Here is an 18,421-nt window from a genome sequence, read left to right as displayed (position 1 = left end):
CAGCAACATGGCAATGGCGCCGTTGCTCAAGCTATAAGCACCTGCTCGAGTTGCGCACGGGTGCAAGGCGCCGGCGTCTGCTTCGGAACGTCGTTACCCCCCCCCGACGGAACATAGTAAGCATACGCCGACGTTCGAGGTTAGACATCGGCTTATACCGGAGGACGTCTGGGTATATGCCGGAACCATGCTTGCCTGTTGTCGATAGATAGATTGCCAAATACATGGCCGACGATTGGCGATGACATCAAAAAACCTCAGTTTAAGCTTGTAACTTTGTATATCGATCGGTTGGAAGCGTTCAATAAACGCGGCTGTTTGCTGAATGAATGCTCTGGCAATCAATTACTTCACACGAATGATGATCCGCGGGAATGTAGCCATAGGTCATCGCCAGTGTTCAGGGACCGGTCCAATAGCATCGCCGACCAGGAAAACCGGTTCCATTTCGTGATCATGGCCCACGACCGGTTGATCGACAGGCCGAGATGCGGTCGCACTGCTTCCAAAACTTCAATATCAGAATAACTGAATAAATCGGCAAAGCCGGGAGGCGAGGAGAAGATCGGTAAACCCTCATAACCAGCATAACCCTAATAACCACCCTCTGTGTCCGATAACTGTCATTCTCGGACGAAAAGGTAGCGCGCCGAAAGCGAGCGTGGCACACACGCTTATATGGTCGCTCCACACCCCCTCGAGCCAACGCCGGTCGATCTGGACCTCGCGCTGGCACCAACCGCGCTCGTTACGGTAGATCCCGACGAGCCGACGCTCCCTGCGATTCTCCATGAAAAGATTGAGCGGGCGGCCGCATACGCCAAAGCCGCCCGCGCTGGCGCGACGCGGCGCGCATATGACTCCGATTGGGCGATCTTCACGGCGTGGTGCACGCAGCACGGCCTGACCTCTTTGCCGGCGACGCCTGATGTCGTCGCTGTCTTTGCCAGTGATCAGGCAACTGCCGGGCTCAACCCGTCGACGATCAATCGGCGGGTGGCGGCGATCGGGCATCATCACCGCGCTGGCGGGTATCCCGCGCCGACCGCCATGCCGACCGCTGGGCGCCTGGCCGAAGTGCTCGCCGGCATTCGCGCGGAACATGGCGGTGCCAAACGGCAAAAGCATCCCGCAGACGCGGCCGCGCTCCGTAACATGCTGGCCGCTATCGAAGGCGAAGGGCTGCGAGCGTTACGCGATCGTGCGATCCTGGCGATCGGCATGGCGGCCGCGTTGCGGCGGTCCGAGATTGTCGCCCTGCAGGTCGAGCATATCGGGATCGTACCCGAAGGGCTCAGAGTGACGATTGCCCATTCCAAGACCGATCAGGCCCGGCAGGGCATTGTCATCGCGATCCCCGAAGGCTCGCGCATTCGACCCAAGGCGTTGCTTCTCGCCTGGATGGCTGCGGCCGGGCATGCCGAGGGACCGCTGTTTCGTCGCCTGTCGCGGCGCGACGCGATGACGCCCGCCGCGATGTCGGACCGGGCGATCGCGCGCCTGGTCCAGCATCATGCAGCGGCAGCCGGCTATGATCCGACGCACTTTGCGGGGCATTCCTTACGCGCAGGGTTCCTCACCGAGGGCGCGTCGCAAGGGGCGACGATCTTCAAACTACAAGAGGTGAGCCGGCATAAATCAGTGCAGGTGCTCGCCGACTATGTCCGTAATGCGGATCTCTTCAAGGATCATGCGGGACAGCGATTTCTGTAAGTCCCTGATTATTAAGCGTGTCCTGCCTGCCCATCACAAGCGGACCTCCTCACATGTATGATAATCGACATGTCGACATAAATACATGTCTAGTAGTCGACCCCATTAGATTTGGTCGGTAGGCGCGCACAGGTCTGTGGAAAGCGCCTTGGCCGTCGCGGCTCAGCTTATGCCCAGCCATGGCGGCGGAGACGCCAATGCACTATCAATTCGGACCGTCCCGCGAAGGCTGCTAACGATCTCATGCTGGTTTTTCTCGACTTCGAAGCGTCGTCGCTCGCCAAGCAAAGCTACCCGATCGAGGTGGCGTGGGTGTTTGCGGACGGGCGGTCCGAGACCCACCTCATCCGCCCAGCACCATCGTGGACCGACTGGCACGAAGACGCGGAGGCTATCCATCATATTTCTCGCAGCACGCTGCTGCGCGCAGGAGAGCCCCATGACGTAGTTGCGCAGCGCATGATCGACGTACTTTCCGGCCACGACCTCCTCGCTAGCGCGCCATCCTGGGACGGGAAATGGCTTAGCGTCCTGCTTCGTGGCGCGGGCCTCGACCGGCGCGCGCTTCGCTTTCGCGACACCGATGATGCCATCGACGAAGATGCCCGCATGATCCTTGCCCCCAGTGTCCCGTCCGACTTGCTGGACGCAACGGTCGAGAATCTGGTCACGCTGATCGAGGTGCGCGCGCGCGGCAAGGCGCCAGCTCATAGAGCACTGGCGGACGCCGAGGCGGAGCGTCAACGATGGCTTGCGGTTCGAGGCGCAGCGACGGAGCTGGCGGAGCAATACCGTCGTGGAGGCTGACGGTGTCGGCACTTCCGGCCACCCCGTCACGTGGAACGACCGATATTTCGTCGTTCGCGGTCAGTTGTCGCGAATGAGCCACCCACGGGTCTGCGAAGACGAGCGCAAGGGCGTGGCGCCGATCTGAGGGACGCGCGGCGCGTCGTCGGCATAGCGTTCGCCAGACGTGCGATAACCGTAGTGTGAGTACGCCCACATCGGGGCGTTATGCGTTGGCCAGGCGCCTGCCGATTGCAGACATTATGGGATGGCTCGCCCCTTATCCAGCATCGGATATGATGCCGATCTTTGAAAAGGAAGGAGCGAGTCGATGTCTATCGCGTCTATTGCAATCCTTGGAATTGATCTGGGCAAAACCTTTTGCAGCATGGTCGGTGTCGATGAGCGGGGCACAGTTGTCCTGCGCCGGTCGCTGCGACGCCAGACACTGATCGACTACGTGGCAAAGCTTCCGACCTGCGTGATCGGGATGGAGGCCTGCTGCGGAGCGCATCATTTTGGCCGACTGTTTGCTGCAAGCGGTCACGAGGTACGGCTGATGTCGCCGGAGTATGTCCGTCCGTACGTGAAGGCGCAAAAGAACGATGATCGGGACGCGGAAGGGATTGCTGAAGCGGCCTCTCGACCGACGATGCGCTTCGTCGAGCTGAAGACGCAGGATCAGTTGGACATCCAGACCCTATACCGCGCGCGATCGCGCCTGGTGGCTGAACGGACCAACTTGATAAATCAACTTCGCGCGGTTCTGTTTGAACGTGGGGTGAGCTTCCCGGTCGGGCGGCGCAAGCTTGAGCAGGGCATCGACGATTTGCTCACTGAGGGTGACAACACCCTATCGTCGCGTATGAGCCGGTTGATCGCGGAAATGCGTGCGGAATGGAAGCAACTCGATACGAAGATCGAAATGTTAAACGGGGAGTTCGTCGAGATGGCGGGCAGCAACGCTACGATGCGTCGACTGACGACCATTCCAGGCATTGGCGTACTCAATGCAACCGCGCTGGTAGCCGCGGTCGGCGATGGTAGCAGCTTCAGCAAAGCCCGAGATCTCGGCGCTTGGCTCGGCCTAGTCCCTCGCCAACACACAACGGGCGGCAAGCCGCGCCTCTTGGGTATCTCGAAACGCGGCAACACGTATTTGCGTACGCTGCTCATCCATGGCGCCAGAGCTGCATTGCCGTCCTTGTCCAAAGGCGACACGCCGCTTGGACGATGGTTACAGGGGATGATCGAACGAGGCGTGCATCGCAATGCCATCGTGGTGGCGCTTGCCAACAAACTCGCTCGCATCGCGTGGGCTGCCCTGCGCAGAGACATGCCATTTCAGCGTAACTACCCCGTTGCAATATAAACAGTTCGGCAGCGTGAGGTATCACGCGTAGCCCACGAGGTTTGCAGGAAGGATTGGAGATGGCCTGATAGTCGATCGGCGTTTGGAAGGCCCGATGAATGAATTGGCACTCGATGCCGTGGACATTATGAGGCTCCAGACGCGCGGATTTCCATCTTGGCCGTGGGCTTGCCTACGAGACCGCATACGTTGGCGCAGACTAATCAGATCATCAAAAATCTCACTTGCAAACGGGGCGAGCCATACGTTCGTTTATGCTGGCAGTCTTTTTAGATGACGTTGAAACGGCTTGGTCTTGCCACTTTGCTCGGTGCTATTGCTCTCCCCACGGGCTTCTACCCAATGAAGGTGGCTCTGACTGAGCGGTATTTGCATACCGCTTCTCACGACGGACTGTCGGGATTAGGGGTACTCGCAGGGAGTCTCTATTTCGCTCTAGCTTGCGGACTAGTGACTTTTGGCACTGTTCTGGGCCTACGCTGTCAGCGTCCATAACGTGCCATCCGGCCATTCCGCTTACGACCCAAATGCGGACGCTCAGACTATCCTACACTCTTCCTAACTTCAGCCGTTCGTTCATCCACAGCTGGCAAGATGCTACAACGAAGACACGACACATTCGAATTTCACGGCGCCGACGAAAGCAAAGCTGGCGCGCTTTCCCTTGCCGACCGAGGGAGATACGACTGCCGCAACAAGCGGAAAATGGGGACACGATGAGGTCTGAATATGTGGCCGCGACGGTGCTTGTCGCACTTGCTCCAGCAACGGCATGGGCGCAGCCGAGCTCGGCGGATGCGCAGCTTAAGGCGATCTATGACGCTGAATGGGAATGGCGACAGAAGGAGCGCGCGCAGATTGCGGACGGCTTGCGCAGCAAGTCCGATGATCATTTCCCCGCCGTCACCCCCGGTGACTGGGCGCGCCGGCGCAGCTACTGGAGCGCAGTTCTCGACCGCATCGCGCGTATTCCTGCGGCGCAACTTTCGCCCGAAGAACGATTGAACGCCCTCGTCCTCGAGGAATCGCTCCGCGGGGAAGTCGCGAACATCGACTTCCGCACCTACGAGGCGCCGCTCAACAGCGATTCCTACTTCTGGGGCGAAGTGAAGCCCTATGCCCCTCTCGAGACCGCCGACGACTATCGTCGGTACATCGGCCGGGTTAAGGACGTGCCGCGCTGGTTCGGCCAGAACATCGCCAACATGCGCGCTGGACTAAAGCGCGGCTTCACGCCGCCACGCGTGTCACTCGCCGGACGCGATGCGACCATCGCCGCCTTTACCAAGCCGGGCGCCGACAACCCGCTCGCCGAACCGTTCAAGACGATGCCGGCTTCGATTCCGGCTAGCCAGCAGGCGAGGCTGCGCGCCGAGGGACTGGCTGCGGTCGACGACGCCGCGGCCCCCGCCTATGCGAAGCTCCTCGTCTTCTACCGCGGCACCTACTTGCCCGGAACGCGCACGACGGTCAGCGCCACTGCACTGCCTGACGGCAAGTCGTTCTACAAAAGTCAGATCCGCGAATACACGACCCTCGAGCTCACACCGGAGGCGATCCATCAGATCGGCCTCAAAGAAGTTTCGCGCATCGACGCCGACATGAAGGCGACGATTGCCACCACCGGCTTTAAAGGCAGCTTCGCCGACTTTCTCGCATTCTTACGCAGCGACCCGCAATTCTACGCCCGAACCCCCGACGAACTGCTCGGCTTCTCGGCCTATGTAGCGAAGCGGATGGACGGACGTCTGAAGGACGTTTTTACAACCCTTCCCCGTTATCGCTTCACCATCCAGCCGGTGCCCGACGCGATCGCGCCGGTCTACACCTCGGGTCGCGGTGGGCTCAGCGCATGCCTCATGAATACCTACGACCTGAAGTCTCGCCCGCTCTACAACATCGTTGCGCTGACGCTGCACGAATGTGTCCCCGGTCATAGCCATCAAGCCGCAATGGCATTGGAAGCGCCCAGCCGTCCCGCCTTTCGCCGTCAGACGTACTTCTCGGGCTATGGCGAAGGCTGGGGGCTCTATTCGGAATGGCTCGGCACCAAGCTCGGCATGTACCGCACCCCGTATGAGGAATTCGGTCGCGAGACCTTCGAGATGTGGCGTGCCGCGCGCCTCGTCATCGACACCGGCATCCACTCGATGGGGTGGAGCCGGGAGCAGGCGATCGACTATCTCACCGAACACACGGCGCTCGCGAAGCTCGACGTCGAGATCGAAGTCGACCGATACATCAGCTGGCCGGGCCAGGCGCTTGCCTATAAGCTCGGCGAGATGAAGATGCGCGAGCTGCGCGCGAAGGCGGAGGCGGAATTGGGCGACCGCTTCGACCAGCGCCGCTTTCACGACGCCCTGCTCAACATGGGCTCAGTCCCTTTGCCAGCGATGGAAGCCGAGATGATAAAGTGGATCGCGGCAGAGAAATCACGCTGATACGGTCGGCTTTGCCCCGGATGCTCGCAGCGTAGGGTTGAGCGTTATTGCGTTTCACCCGGGCAGGCGTACAGCTTCAATATCGACCATACTGCCCGGCTGCGCGTACGGGAGAAGGCCAAGGCCATGACCGGCAATCGCTTCGAAGTGAAGCATTTCGATGATGTACAGGAAGCCGGTGCGATGCCGCTGTCGATTTTTGCAGTGGATTGCCGAGGAACATGCGCACGCGGGCTTCCGGGCATGCACCTTCGAACTTCGATTGACGCCGACTCACTTCCGGACACTCCGGTGCCCGTTTACGCTTCCCAACTTCGGACGGCGGTTCATCGTGAGAGAAGGTGTAGCGCCGCCTTTGGAAACAGCAGCGCGGATGGCTGAGAGATATCAGTGCCTTGCGGATCCAGAAACCCTTGTTAGTGGGCGCCTTCTCCACACCCTAGAGTATTCCCGTCTTGTAGAATATCCGTCGAAAGCAGTGGCTACGTGATGCATCAGCCGTCAGCCAGGCAATACCGCGCTAGGAAATCGCAATGTCGCGGTAGCGCCCGCATTGTACTCGTTATTCCTCTGGAAAGATCTGCAAAGGAGGTTTGCAACTCCTGTTCCTTAATGATGCGCGCGATGCGATGATGCGCGCGGGGCTCAACGCCTTGCCCGAGCATGACTGAGACCCAGGAATCGATCCTGAACAGGTCGTCCTGTCCCTGCCAGGCGCCAGCGGTGTTCGCGAAGAGTGCGATCCGCTCAGCGAGGCTATCGGGGATCGTCATGCGCGCGCAGTCGCGCCAGAACCGAGAATCGTCACGTTGGGTGACGTGGTAATGGAGGATGATGAAGTCGCGCACATGCTCCCACTCGTGCCGGGACTGCGCGTTGAAGCGCGCCGCGAGTGCGACGTGATCGTCGCCCCGGAATGGGAACAGCTGTATCAGGCGGATCACCGCATTCATGATCAGATGAATGCTGGTCGACTCGAGGGGCTCGATGAATCCCGCCGCCAGACCCAGCGCGATACAGTTTCGGTTCCAGGCCTGGCGTCGCATCCCGGAGCGGAAACGGAGCGATCGCGGCTCGAACAGCGGACGGCCATCCAGAGCACCGATCAATGTCGCGTGCGCCTCGTCGTCGCTCATATGCGCGCTGGAATAGACGAGGCCGTTGCCGGTTCGCTTCTGGAGCGGGATCTGCCAGCGCCAGCCGGCATCGTGCGCGATCGCACGCGTGTACGGCACGGGGGGGGCGACCGTCTCCGTCTGCACGGCAAGCGCCCGGTCGGTCGAAAGCCACTCCGACCAGTCCTCAAAGCCAGTCCCGAGCGCGCCTTCGGTCAGAAGCGCGCGGAAGCCGGTGCAATCGATGAAGATGTCGCCCGCGATCCGCTCACCCGATGCCAAGACGAGCGCGGCGATATTGCCCCCCTCGCCGTCCCGTTCGACCCGTTCGATGCGTCCTTCGACGCGCTGGACGCCGCAGGGTTCGGCCAGCGTGCGCAGGAACCGGGCATAGGCAGTCGCATCGAGGTGATAGGCGTAGGCCAGCGAATGCTGCTCGTCGTGACCGAAGAGGCCCGCGCCGGCAGCCTGCTGTTCGAGCGAATAGTCGCCGTACGCGCCACCGAACCCGCGTGCGCGTGCCTCCAGCCAGAAATGCTGGAAGTCGGCGATAGCCACCGACCTGCCGACGCTGCCGAACGGATGGAAATAGCGGTCGCCGACCTGGCGCCAGTTCTCGAATGCGATGCCGAGCTTGAAGGTGGCTTGCGTGGCACGCATGAACGCGGCCTCGTCGATGCCGAGAAACGCGTGGAAACTGCGCGCGGTCGGTATGGTGGATTCGCCGACGCCGACGGTGCCGATCTCGTCCGATTCAACGAGCGTCACATCGACCAGGGGCCCGAGCTGGCGCACGATTGCTGCGGCAGCGATCCACCCCGCGGTGCCACCACCCGCGACGATGACGCGGGTACGTGGAGGTTCAGAAGTATGGTTCATCGGTTCAGCCGGTGCAGCAGGTAGGCGCGCAACTGACGTGCGCCGGGCTCGTCGAGCGGTGCGAGCGGTCCGCGCGCAGGCGGTGGTAGATGCGCTGCGACCGCCTCCGCATCGCCGAACACGTAATGATCGAACATCGCGCGCCACGCGCGCTTCTCGTGCGCGGGCCGGTCGCGCAGGCTCAACAGAGCGTGCAGCATCGTGTCCATCGGCGTATCCATGAAGGCGGGCGCCGCGTTCCACCAATAGTTCACGAGCACGTTGAAGTCGTCGAGCGCCTCGACATGGTGCCACCACAAAGCCGGATAGACGAGGACGTCTCCCACCTCCAGATCCGCCACCGATCCGGCGGCGACCGCAGCGGCGAAGCGTGGATAGGCATCGAGATCGGGCGCGGCGAAATCGACCATGCTCACGACTTGTCCACCCGGCGTAGGCGCAAGCGGGCCAGGATAGAGGTTGGCGACCTGATCCGGTGGGAACAGCGTGAAGCGTCGTCGCCCGACTGCGCAGACCGCCGCGTTGTTCGACATGTCATGATGCGCGGACGCGATCGTGCGGTTGCCAATCCAGATGCTGGCGAGCGACGGGTGGCGATCGAACACGTTGCCGTGCGGCACCAGGTCGTTCTCGGCGCGGAACTCGGGGAGATAGGTGTCGAGATCGGTGGAACCGATATAATAAGCGGGTGCCTCAGCGTCGCCGAGATGACCAAGCACGGAATCGAGGAAGTCGCCAAGCGCGATCCGCTTGGCGGTGAAGTTCATCGCGGTGGCGGTCTCGTCATAATGGAAGCGTCCCCTGATCGCGGGATCGCCGACATAGCCAGTGACGGGACGGCCAGCGTCGAACCGGCGCAGATAGGCGGCAGCCTCTTGCGGCGACCTGCGTCCGGCCTGGACCAGCGGCCAGTCGGCGGCGAGCCCGCGCAGGATCACCGGCTCTTCCGTCGCTATCAACGCCTCCAGATCGAGGACACCGGAGTGATCGATCTCGCGAACGGGTCGCGATACCCGCAAGCTCTCAGTCATGAAGCTCTTTCCGAAGCTTCCGATCGATCAGGTGGCGAAGATTGCCGAGCGATGAGGCGATCCAGAACGCCGGACGCAAGAAGTCGTCGCGGTGGAGCCGTGCCAGGATATCGCCGTCGAGCGCAGCCAGCTTCCCCGCATCGACGGTGAAGCGATCGGGAATGTCATAACGACGCCCGTCGGCGAAATCGAGTTGCAGCGTGGTGGGTTCGAGCAGGCCGGCGGCGGCGAACGCATCGAACATCGCCTTCTCGGTCTCCAGACCGACATAGATTCGCTGCAGCATTGCTGAGACGTGATCGAGCAACGGCGCGTTACCGCCGAGCTCGCGGAACACCGGCTCGCCGTTATCGACGATGCGCGGATGGTCCGGATCGACGTGGATCATAGGTTCGCCATCGGCACCCGAACCGATCGAGAAGGGACCGCGGGCCCGTGCTGCAGGAACGTACCGCGCGTCCCACTTCTCGCCGTCCAGGAATAGATTCTCATCCGGATCGAGCCCCAACAGGACGGTCGAGAATAGGACACCATGCTCATCGCGACGCAGCAGGATCGCATAGTCGCGCTGCAGTTCCTCGAACTCGGCCGGGAAGACGCGCGTCTGGTTGATCGCATCGCCGTAGCGCGCGTGATGACCGACCGCGACACGCAGATCGCGGTGGTCGATGTTGTTAAGAAGTACCGAGGCCATGAGATGATCCTAGACGAGGAAGGCCGCTGTCGTCAGCGGCCTTCTCGCCGCTTGGTCAGAAGCGGTATCGCGCTCCGACCAGATACCGTGCGGACCCTTCCGACAGGTACCAGATGTTGCTCTTGTCGCGGCCGTAGGAGCGCACGCCCTCCTCGGTGATGTTGATCGCTTCGAACCCTAGCGCGAAACGCGAGGTGAGGTCGAAGTTCACCGACAGGTCGAGCTGACCATAGGGCGCGGTGAACACCGGATTGCGATCGCCGCCGCGGTTGATGCCGCTGAGGAACTTGTCACGCCAGTTGTACGACATGCGCGCCGAGATACCGTTCTTGTCGTAGATCAGCGTGGCGTTGGCGGTATCAGACAGACCGACCAGTGCGAACGTGTTTACGCTCGGATCGGCTGCGATGTCGATGCCGATGTTGCCGCGTACGAGCGTGTAGCTGGCTGCCACGCCGAAGCCTGTATCCCCGAGGAAATACTGCCCGGCGAGCTCGACGCCGTAGATATGCGCGTCCTGGTTGTTGATCGGCGTATTCACCGCGAAGTTGAACAGCGGATCCTGCCCGTTGGCAGTGATATCGTACTGGCCGAGTATCTGATCGACGAACCCCTGGTTCAACGCGCGGCTCTGCGTGTTGTAGTTGGCTGCGAACTGAGCGTTCGTCGTCGCGACGTTGCCCGCATTCTGCTGCAGCAGCGCCGTGTAGGTGAACAGGTTCACGTCGGTGATGTCGGCGTTGAACGTACCGGCGAGTTGCTGACGTGCCGTACCAGAGCGCGTGCCAGCGGTGCCCGAGGTGGGATCGCGCAGACCGAACAGGTTGCGGTTGACCACGGTCTGACCGATGAAGTTGTGAACCTTCTTGTTGAAGAAGCCCGCCGACAGGAACACGTCCTTGCGCGGATACCATTCGAGTGAGACGTCGATGTTGTCCGACGACAGCGGATCGAGATCGGTGTTATGCGCAGTTCCGGTGGCAATGCCACCGATCGCGGTCGGGCGGCCCGGACCGGCGACGTTGGTCGAAGCGAACAGGTCGCCGTAACCGGCACGCGAGATCGTCTTGCTGTACGAGGCGCGGGCGAAGAGGTTGTCGACGACCTCGAACTTGGCATCCACCGACGGCAGCCAGTTGCTGTAACCGCCACGCGACGACAACGTCTGCCGATCGGCGGTGTTCAAGACGAAGAAATCGTTGTCGGCAGTCCACACGACCGCGGTCGGCACCGGCTGGAGCGAAACCGCTCGCACCTTGGTGTTCTCGTACCGAACGCCGGCAACCAGCTGCGCGTTGTGATCGAACAGCTTGCCGTTCCAGGATCCCTGGACATAGCCCGACCAGATGTTTTCGCGGACACGGTTGTCGTCGTTCGCGTCGATATTGTCGGCGTGGTTCACGCCGTCGTTCGTCACGCCGAGATAATAGTCGTGAAGCGTGTTGTAGAGCTTCGTCGCATCCTGCGTACGGAATGCCACCAGCGTGTTGGCGTCCGGATTTCCGTCGTTGTGCTCGAATTTGCACACGTTGCAGAACTGGAAGACCTGACCGGGCGCGAGACGCGCGATGTCGGGTGGCAGCGAATTGCCCCAGTCACCCAGGACCTGGCGCGTGTTGTACTGCGTCTGGCGCGTATTGGTGGTTCGATAATCAGCACCGGCGTCGAGGCGGAGCTGATCGTTCAATGCCCATCCGGCGTCGGCGCGTAGTTCCTTGACCCGCTGCGTCTGATTGGACGCGAACTGACGCTGCACGGCGCTCGACAGATCACCGAGATCGATCACGCCGTTGCCGTTGCCCTTGATGAAGGACTGGCCGTTGGGAGTCGTGCTGACCGAACCGTCGTTGATCGCGATCGTCTGCTGCGGGAAGCCATTCTTGCCGAGTGTAAGCGAATGCGCGGCGACGACCGGCGCGTTGAAGGCCACGGTAGTCGATGTCTGGCCGTTGGGATTATCGGGCGAGCTGTCCGCGCGACCGATGTGACCGTCAATCGCCAGCGAGAAGCGCTCGGTCGGCTTCCATTCGATATTGCCGCCGAAGTCGTACAGCTTGTTTTTTTGCGCGCGATACGCCTGTTCGAAGGCTTCGTCCTTCACGCCGTTGATCGTTTCGGACAGGAAGCTCGTCGTCGCGATGCCGTTGCTGGCGTCGTCGAACGTGACCACGCCGAACGGGCGATTGAACCAGTTGGACTGGGTCGAGCGACGTTCGGACTGGCGCAGCTGGGCGTAGAGGCCGTCCGCTGTAAAGGTCAGCGTGTCGGTCGGACGGAATTGGATGACGCCCGACCCGTTGATGCGCTCGCGGCTGGCCTCGGAGAAGTGATAGCGCGAGTCGTTCGGCACGGAGACCAGGACATTGCCGTTGGTCGGCCGATTGTTGATCACCGTCTGGCCATTGACGAAGCCGTTGCCGGGATTGAGGAAATCGGTCAGCGACCGGATGTTCCAGTTGTCCGGCGCGACGCTGGAGAAGCTGAAGTTGCGCTTCTGGTAGCTGCCGAACAGCGACACGCCGAAGCGCTGATTGGGATCGCTCCAGCTGGCGGTGCCCGAGACTTCGGGCGTCACGCGCGCACCGCAATCGAAACAGTCTGACGAGCTGTTGTCGTAGCTGCCCTTGACGCCGAGCGAGCCCAAGAGACCCGTATCCTTGGAGTCGAGCGGACGACGGCTGACGACGTTCACGGCCGCGCCGATGCCACCCGAGGGTATAGCAGCGCGGCCGGTCTTGTAGACCTCCAGCGTCTTTACGCCTTCGGAAGCGAGGTTGGAGAAGTCGAACGAACGACCGAAGCCGCCGGCACCGTCACCGCCCTGATCACCGCCCACCGCGACGATGTTCGATGTCGCGAGCTGACGGCCGTTGAGTGTGACGAGATTGTACTGCGCGCCGAAGCCGCGAACCGTGACGGTAGAGCCTTCGCCGTTGCGGCGATCGATCGACACGCCGGTAATGCGCTGCAGCGATTCCGCGAGATTGGTGTTGGCGAACTTGCCGATGTCTTCCGCGCTGATCGCATCGACGACGCCGAACGAGTCCCGCTTGATCGCGATCGACCGCTCGAGCGAGGCGCGAACGCCGGTCACGACGATCTCGTCGCCTGGGGCCTGGTCGGGCATCGCGTTGGTCGCGGTCGCACCGGTTTCAACCTGCGGAACGCCTGGCGACGTATCGGCTTGTGGCGTGCCCTGTTGAGCCTGAACGGTCGGCGTCTGATCTGGAGCGGCCTGCGCATTCGCCAAGCCGGGCATCGTCAGCCCCGCCACCAGCGCGAACACCGACGTCGAACGCGCGAACGCCGACGGAATAGATCCCCTCATACTCATCCTCCCTGACCGGCATGTCCCTACCGGTATATGATTCTGGCGGTGTAACCCCGCGTTACTCAACCGTGCTGCCGTCCGACATCGATGTCAATCAGAGCGTGACATCGACGTCCAACAGGCGCGGATTTGTCTCAGGGTGTGTCAAAAGCAGCACGGGCCGACGCAAGGCGCCGGTCAGTCAGGATGACCGTCCCTGCGCCGATCTTCGTCTGCGCGTCCGTCGCGAGTTTTAGCGCATACGCGCCGCCCTTCAATCGCCAGCCGGAGGTCTCCCACCGTGCCAACGCGCGTGGGTCAGCGGTGATCGTCACGTTCCTGGTCTCGCCGGCCGCCAGCGTCTGACGTGACCAGCCGACCAACCGAGGCGTGCCACCGTCCGGCGACGTCGCGTAGAGTTGAGGTACGGCGGTGCCGGTACGTGCGGTCTGATTGGTGACAGCGAACGTTACGCTGGCATTGGTCCCGCCTGAAAACCGTGGGTTGCTGATCTTCGTGTTGGCGTAGCTCAGCCCGAAGCCGAAGGGGAACAGCGGCGTGTCCTTGCGTGAGGCATACCAACGATACCCGACGTTCGCCCCCTCCTGGTAGGTGACGGGATAGGCCGGAAGCAGGCTGGCATCTCCGGCGCCGGCATTGGCCGAGGCATCGTTGCTGGTCGCGCCAGTCGGCGATGTGATCGGCCGAGGGCGAGGGAGTTGCTCGATCGTCCGCGGGAAGCTGATCGGCAGACGGCCTGACGCATCGACCTCGCCGAACAACACGCGCGCGATCGCCTCGCCGCCACGCTGGCCCGGATACCAAGCTTCGACGATCGCCGTCACCCGCGTAGCCCATGGCATGAGTACAGGTCCACCGGTCTCCAGTACGACGATGGTACGTCGATTGGCGGCGGCGACTGCGTCGATCACCGCATCCTGGTTATCAGGTAGCGACAAGGAGGTCGCATCCTGCGCTTCGGTCTGCCAATGCGTTGCAAACACGATTGCGAGGTCGGCGGCACGGGCCGCCTTGGCAGCGGCGACCGGGTCGGTGCCGTCGACGAACGTCACCTGCGCGTTCGGCGCCAGAGCCCGGATTGCACGCAGCGGCGATGACGAGTGATAGGTTATCCGGGCGAACGAGGCTGCCGCGCCACTTTTGAGCGGGATCTCGATCGGCACGCCGCCGACGGAGCGAACCTGGGACGAGCCGCCCCCGGACAGCACGCCGACGTCCGCATGACCGCCGATGACCACGATCGATCGCACCGTCTTGGCAAGCGGCAAAAGACCCTTCTCATTCCTGAGCAAAACGATCCCAGCCTCGGCGGTACGCTGTGCGATCTCGGCGTTGGCGGCATAGTCGATCGGCTGTGCAGATTTGGGCGTGGGATTGTCGTAAAGACCGCTGGCAATGACCCCGGTCAGGATTCGGCGCACCATGTCGTCGAGCCGCGCCGTCGAGACCCGCCCGGCAGCGACGGCGTCCGCAAGCGGCGTGCCGAAATAGACCTTGGCATCCAGTTCCTGGCCTGACTCCTGGTCGAGCCCTGCGTTGGCCGCCTTCTCCGTGGAATGTACGGCACCCCAGTCGGACATGACGAACGCGGGATATCTCCAGTCTCCGCGCAGGACGTCGGTCAACAGGAACTTGTTCTCGCAAGCATAGTCGCCGTCGATGCGATTGTACGCGCACATCACCGAACCCGGCTTCCCATCCGCGATCGCGATCTCGAACGCCAGCAGGTCGCTTTCCCGTAGTGCCGTCGGATCGATCCGCGCGTCGAGAACCGCTCGTCCGGTCTCTTGGCTGTTCAGGGCGAAATGCTTGATCGTCGAGACGATATGGTTCGACTGAACGCCCCGGATCGACGCTGCGCCCATGACGCCTGTGAGCAGCGGATCTTCGCCGAGATACTCGAAGTTCCGCCCGTTCCAGGCATCACGCGTCAGGTTCACGCCGCCCGCAAGCAACACGTTGAAGGTCTTCGCCCGCGCTTCACTGCCGATCATTGCGCCCCCGGCATAGGCGATGGCGGGATCGAAACTCGCGGCAGTGGCAAGGCTTGCGGGCAGCGCAGTGGCCACATCGCCCTTGCGCTGCTCGACCTGATTGGCAACGCCCAGCGACGCATCGCTCTCACGCAACGTCGGTATACCGAGACGGGGGACTCCGGGCACGTAACCGGCGGACGGAATCATGTCGGATGTCACCGGCTTCGCCATCGGCGGAAATATGCCGTGCACGTACAGCAGCTTTTCGGCCCTGGTCATCGCCTTTACCAGAGCGTCAGCCCGGTCCGCCGCGGTTCTCGTCGTGTCACGCCAGATTTCTGACGTCCTTGCGCCCGTTCCGCCGGCCACCTTGGAAGCTGAAGCCTTTGCAGACCCCACCTTTGGCAGAGCCTGCGCCGAAAGCGCCATCGGCGCAACGCTCAGCAGCGCGCAGGCGATGCGCGGAAATCCCGTGCTCATCGTAGATATCCTCCCATGCCGCATTTTCCCGAGCGGCTTGGCAGCGTGATCGCCAACTCCGACATCGATGTCAATGCGAAGCACGATGCCGTCGTCATACATTGCGCAGCAGCCCCGCCTTGCTAGGATGAGGCGTGAACACCAGCAGCATGCCCCTTGCGCCCGCTACCGGCGAACAGCGCGCGACACTGCTGTTCCAGCTTTGTATCGGCGTCTATTTTCTCGGCGGATTCCTCAACTCGCTTGTCGGATTGCTGGTGCCCCGGTTGCGGATGATCGAAGGGCTGAACCACACCCGCTCGCTGCTGGTGCAGTTCGCGTTCCATTCGAGCTATCTCCTCTTCGCCGTGCCGATCACCGTGCTGGTGGTGAAGTTCGGCTACATGCGAAGCATCGCGGCGGGACTGGTCGTCATCGCGCTGGGTTGCGGCCTGCTGGCTGCCTCGCTCGGGTCGCTTGGGTACATGACGGTTCTACTCGCGCTCCTCGCGATTGCCGGCGGCGTCACCTTCCTGCAGATCGCCGCCAACATAGTCGTCCCGGTTGTCGAACCGGCACGCCGCGCCGTCTCGCGACTGACCTTGCTGCAAGGCTTCAACTCGCTTGGTACCGTACTGGCGTCCCTGGCAGGATCCGCGCTGCTGCTCGGGACGGGTCGGCAACGATTTGGTGACCTGGCAGACCACATACGAGTCGTTCTGCCGTTCCTTGCGGTCGCGCTGGTAGCACTTGTGCTTGCCGCAGCCTTCATCTGCCAACGCGATCTGCTGCGCGCGTCCTCGGCGCCGCGTCGCGTGCCGCTCTCGGGCATAGTCGGCGTGCTGTCGAACCGGCGCTTGCTGGCAGGTGGCGGCGCGATGTTCGCCTATGTCGGCGCCGAGGTCACGATCGGCACGCTGCTCGTAGAATATCTGGCGATGCCCGACATTCTGGACGTCTCGCCGGTCGCGGCGGGGCAACTCGTGGGTCTGTACTGGACCGGTGCGCTGGTCGGCCGACTGGTAGGCGCGCGCTACCTCACCCGCTATGGTGCGCCGACGATGCTGCTCGGCTGCGCGATCGCCGCCGTCGCGCTCGTGGCGATCGCGATCGGCCTGCAGGGGCTCTTGGCCGCCACGGCACTGCTCGCGGTCGGACTGTGCAACGCTATCATGTATCCGACGATCTTCGCGCTTTCGCTGCCCGACGATCACTCCACCGCGACCTATGCCTCGATGCTGTTGTGCATGGTGGTCGTCGGCGGTGCCATCATCCCGTTGCTGACCGGCGTTGTTGCGGACGCGGTCGGCTTGACGATGTCATTCATCCTCCCAGGCGCCTGCTACATCATCATAGCGGCGTTCGCGTGGTGGCGGCGCCGAACATGGGATTTATAGCAAGATGATGCCGCCGGTAACCATCAAGGATGTCGCGCGAGCGGCGGGCGTGTCGCCCAAGACCGTTTCGCGGGTGATGAATGCGGAGGCGCATGTTCGGCCAGCGGTGCGGGATCATGTCCTGCGCGTCGTCGCGGAACTAGACTATCGCCCGAACGCCTACGCCCGCAGCCTGTCGAGTTCGCGGTCCTACCTCATCGGATTGTTCTTCGACGATCCGGCATCGGGGTACGCTGCAGAGGTCCAGCTGGGCGCAATGGCCCGCTGCCGCCATCACGGCTATCATCTCGTCGTCGAAAGGATCGACCGCGACGGGCCCGAGACGCTCGACGAGGTATCGAGAACGTTGCAGGCCTTGCAGCTCGCCGGGGTCATTCTAACCCCGCCGATCTGCGACTGGTCCGATCTCACCGACCTGCTCGATCAACGCGGCATCCCGGTCGTGAAACTGAATTCATCACGAACCGGCTCATCGGCCGCGGTGATTCACATCGACGACTACCAGGCCGCGCGCGATATGACCGATCACCTTATCACTCTGGGGCATCGCGACATTGCGTTCGTTCAGGGGATCGTATCGCACGATGCGGCTGGCAAACGACTGGCGGGCTTTTGCGACGCGATGCGTTGCGCTGGAATCGGCATTAGAGAGGCCTGGATTCAAGCCGGCGACTTCAGTTTCAGGTCGGGCATGGCGGCCGGCGACGCGATCCTCTCGACCAACGACCATCCCAGCGCCGTGTTCGCCGCGAACGACGAGATGGCTCTGGGTGTTCTGGTCAGCGCCGCGCATAGGAACATTGCCGTACCAAAGGCCCTCTCCGTCGTCGGCTTCGACGACGCGCCTATTTCCCGCATGGCGTGGCCTCAACTGACCACCATTCGTCAGCCCAATGCCGTTCTTGCAAGCGTGGCCATCGATATCCTGGCCGATCCCTCGTACCAACAGGCAGGCGACCGGCCCGCGCGATCGGTTCAGGTACCATATACCTTTATCGGGCGCTCAAGTTCGGGACCGGCTTAATATACGCAAACAGGCCAACCGAAAGCATCTCCAGTATTTAGGTGCTTGTTACCGTCGACCAACCTTATGGTTACAGTGGTTCACTTATGAGCCCCGATTTGAAGCAAGGACCCATGTGTGGACGGCCCTCCGTTGGCAAGCTTGAACAGTCGCGTTGCAATGCTGGTTGGTGCGGCCATGTGTCCGACCTGTTAGTGCGGCTC

General features: G+C 62.2%; 12 protein-coding genes. 7 read left to right on the top strand and 5 right to left on the bottom strand.

The annotated features are described in order from the left end of the window. Positions 1-678: 678 nt before the first annotated feature. The 5 genes from C8J25_RS18240 (at position 679) to C8J25_RS20385 (ending at position 6,693) form a co-directional block, all read left to right on the top strand. Complete coding sequence (locus C8J25_RS18240; RefSeq protein ID WP_107955787.1) at positions 679-1,713, top strand: site-specific integrase; 1,035 nt, start codon at positions 679-681, stop codon at positions 1,711-1,713. Between the two features lie 243 nt (positions 1,714-1,956). Beyond that, complete coding sequence (locus C8J25_RS18235) at positions 1,957-2,520, top strand: 3'-5' exonuclease (protein ID WP_107955786.1); 564 nt, start codon at positions 1,957-1,959, stop codon at positions 2,518-2,520. Between the two features lie 331 nt (positions 2,521-2,851). Then, positions 2,852-3,871 carry an IS110 family RNA-guided transposase gene (locus C8J25_RS18230; protein WP_208622641.1) on the top strand — a complete coding sequence of 340 codons (1,020 nt, stop codon included), beginning with the start codon at positions 2,852-2,854 and terminating at the stop codon, positions 3,869-3,871. Positions 3,872-4,587: 716 nt separating this feature from the next. Beyond that, positions 4,588-6,312, top strand: a complete 1,725-nt coding sequence (locus tag C8J25_RS18225) for a DUF885 domain-containing protein (RefSeq protein ID WP_107955784.1) — start codon at positions 4,588-4,590, stop codon at positions 6,310-6,312. An 81-nt stretch (positions 6,313-6,393) separates the two neighbouring features. Beyond that, complete coding sequence (locus tag C8J25_RS20385) at positions 6,394-6,693, top strand: hypothetical protein (protein ID WP_244187205.1); 300 nt, start codon at positions 6,394-6,396, stop codon at positions 6,691-6,693. 113 nt (positions 6,694-6,806) lie between these two features. Here the strand turns inward: C8J25_RS20385 and C8J25_RS18220 are convergent, their stop codons facing one another. The 5 genes from C8J25_RS18220 to C8J25_RS18200 all read right to left on the bottom strand — a co-directional run bounded on the left by C8J25_RS18220 (position 6,807) and on the right by C8J25_RS18200 (position 15,767). Further along, positions 6,807-8,306 carry a tryptophan halogenase family protein gene (locus tag C8J25_RS18220; protein ID WP_107955783.1) on the bottom strand — a complete coding sequence of 500 codons (1,500 nt, stop codon included), beginning with the start codon at positions 8,304-8,306 and terminating at the stop codon, positions 6,807-6,809. Next, complete coding sequence (locus C8J25_RS18215) at positions 8,303-9,337, bottom strand: cupin-like domain-containing protein (RefSeq protein ID WP_107955782.1); 1,035 nt, start codon at positions 9,335-9,337, stop codon at positions 8,303-8,305. The genes C8J25_RS18220 and C8J25_RS18215 overlap by 4 nt, the downstream gene beginning before the upstream one ends. Further along, positions 9,330-10,031: a SapC family protein gene (locus C8J25_RS18210; protein WP_107955781.1), complete on the bottom strand. Its 702-nt coding sequence runs from the start codon at positions 10,029-10,031 to the stop codon at positions 9,330-9,332. Before C8J25_RS18210 ends, C8J25_RS18215 begins: the two co-directional genes overlap by 8 nt. Positions 10,032-10,086: 55 nt before the next feature. Then, positions 10,087-13,359 carry a TonB-dependent receptor gene (locus tag C8J25_RS18205; RefSeq protein ID WP_107955808.1) on the bottom strand — a complete coding sequence of 1,091 codons (3,273 nt, stop codon included), beginning with the start codon at positions 13,357-13,359 and terminating at the stop codon, positions 10,087-10,089. Positions 13,360-13,496: 137 nt separating this feature from the next. After that, complete coding sequence (locus tag C8J25_RS18200) at positions 13,497-15,767, bottom strand: beta-glucosidase family protein (protein WP_107955807.1); 2,271 nt, start codon at positions 15,765-15,767, stop codon at positions 13,497-13,499. Between the two features lie 185 nt (positions 15,768-15,952). Here C8J25_RS18200 and C8J25_RS18195 point away from each other — a divergent pair, with 185 nt between their 5' ends. Both C8J25_RS18195 and C8J25_RS18190 read left to right on the top strand, forming a co-directional pair. Continuing rightward, positions 15,953-17,194 carry an MFS transporter gene (locus C8J25_RS18195; RefSeq protein WP_244187202.1) on the top strand — a complete coding sequence of 414 codons (1,242 nt, stop codon included), beginning with the start codon at positions 15,953-15,955 and terminating at the stop codon, positions 17,192-17,194. 4 nt (positions 17,195-17,198) lie between these two features. Continuing rightward, positions 17,199-18,218 carry a LacI family DNA-binding transcriptional regulator gene (locus C8J25_RS18190; RefSeq protein WP_341871546.1) on the top strand — a complete coding sequence of 340 codons (1,020 nt, stop codon included), beginning with the start codon at positions 17,199-17,201 and terminating at the stop codon, positions 18,216-18,218. Positions 18,219-18,421 lie beyond the last annotated feature (203 nt).

This window comes from Sphingomonas faeni (assembly GCF_003053745.1).
Taxonomy (GTDB): domain Bacteria; phylum Pseudomonadota; class Alphaproteobacteria; order Sphingomonadales; family Sphingomonadaceae; genus Sphingomonas; species Sphingomonas faeni.
Note: the sequence above shows the minus strand (reverse complement) of the source record. Positions and strands in the feature narration are given on the sequence as shown.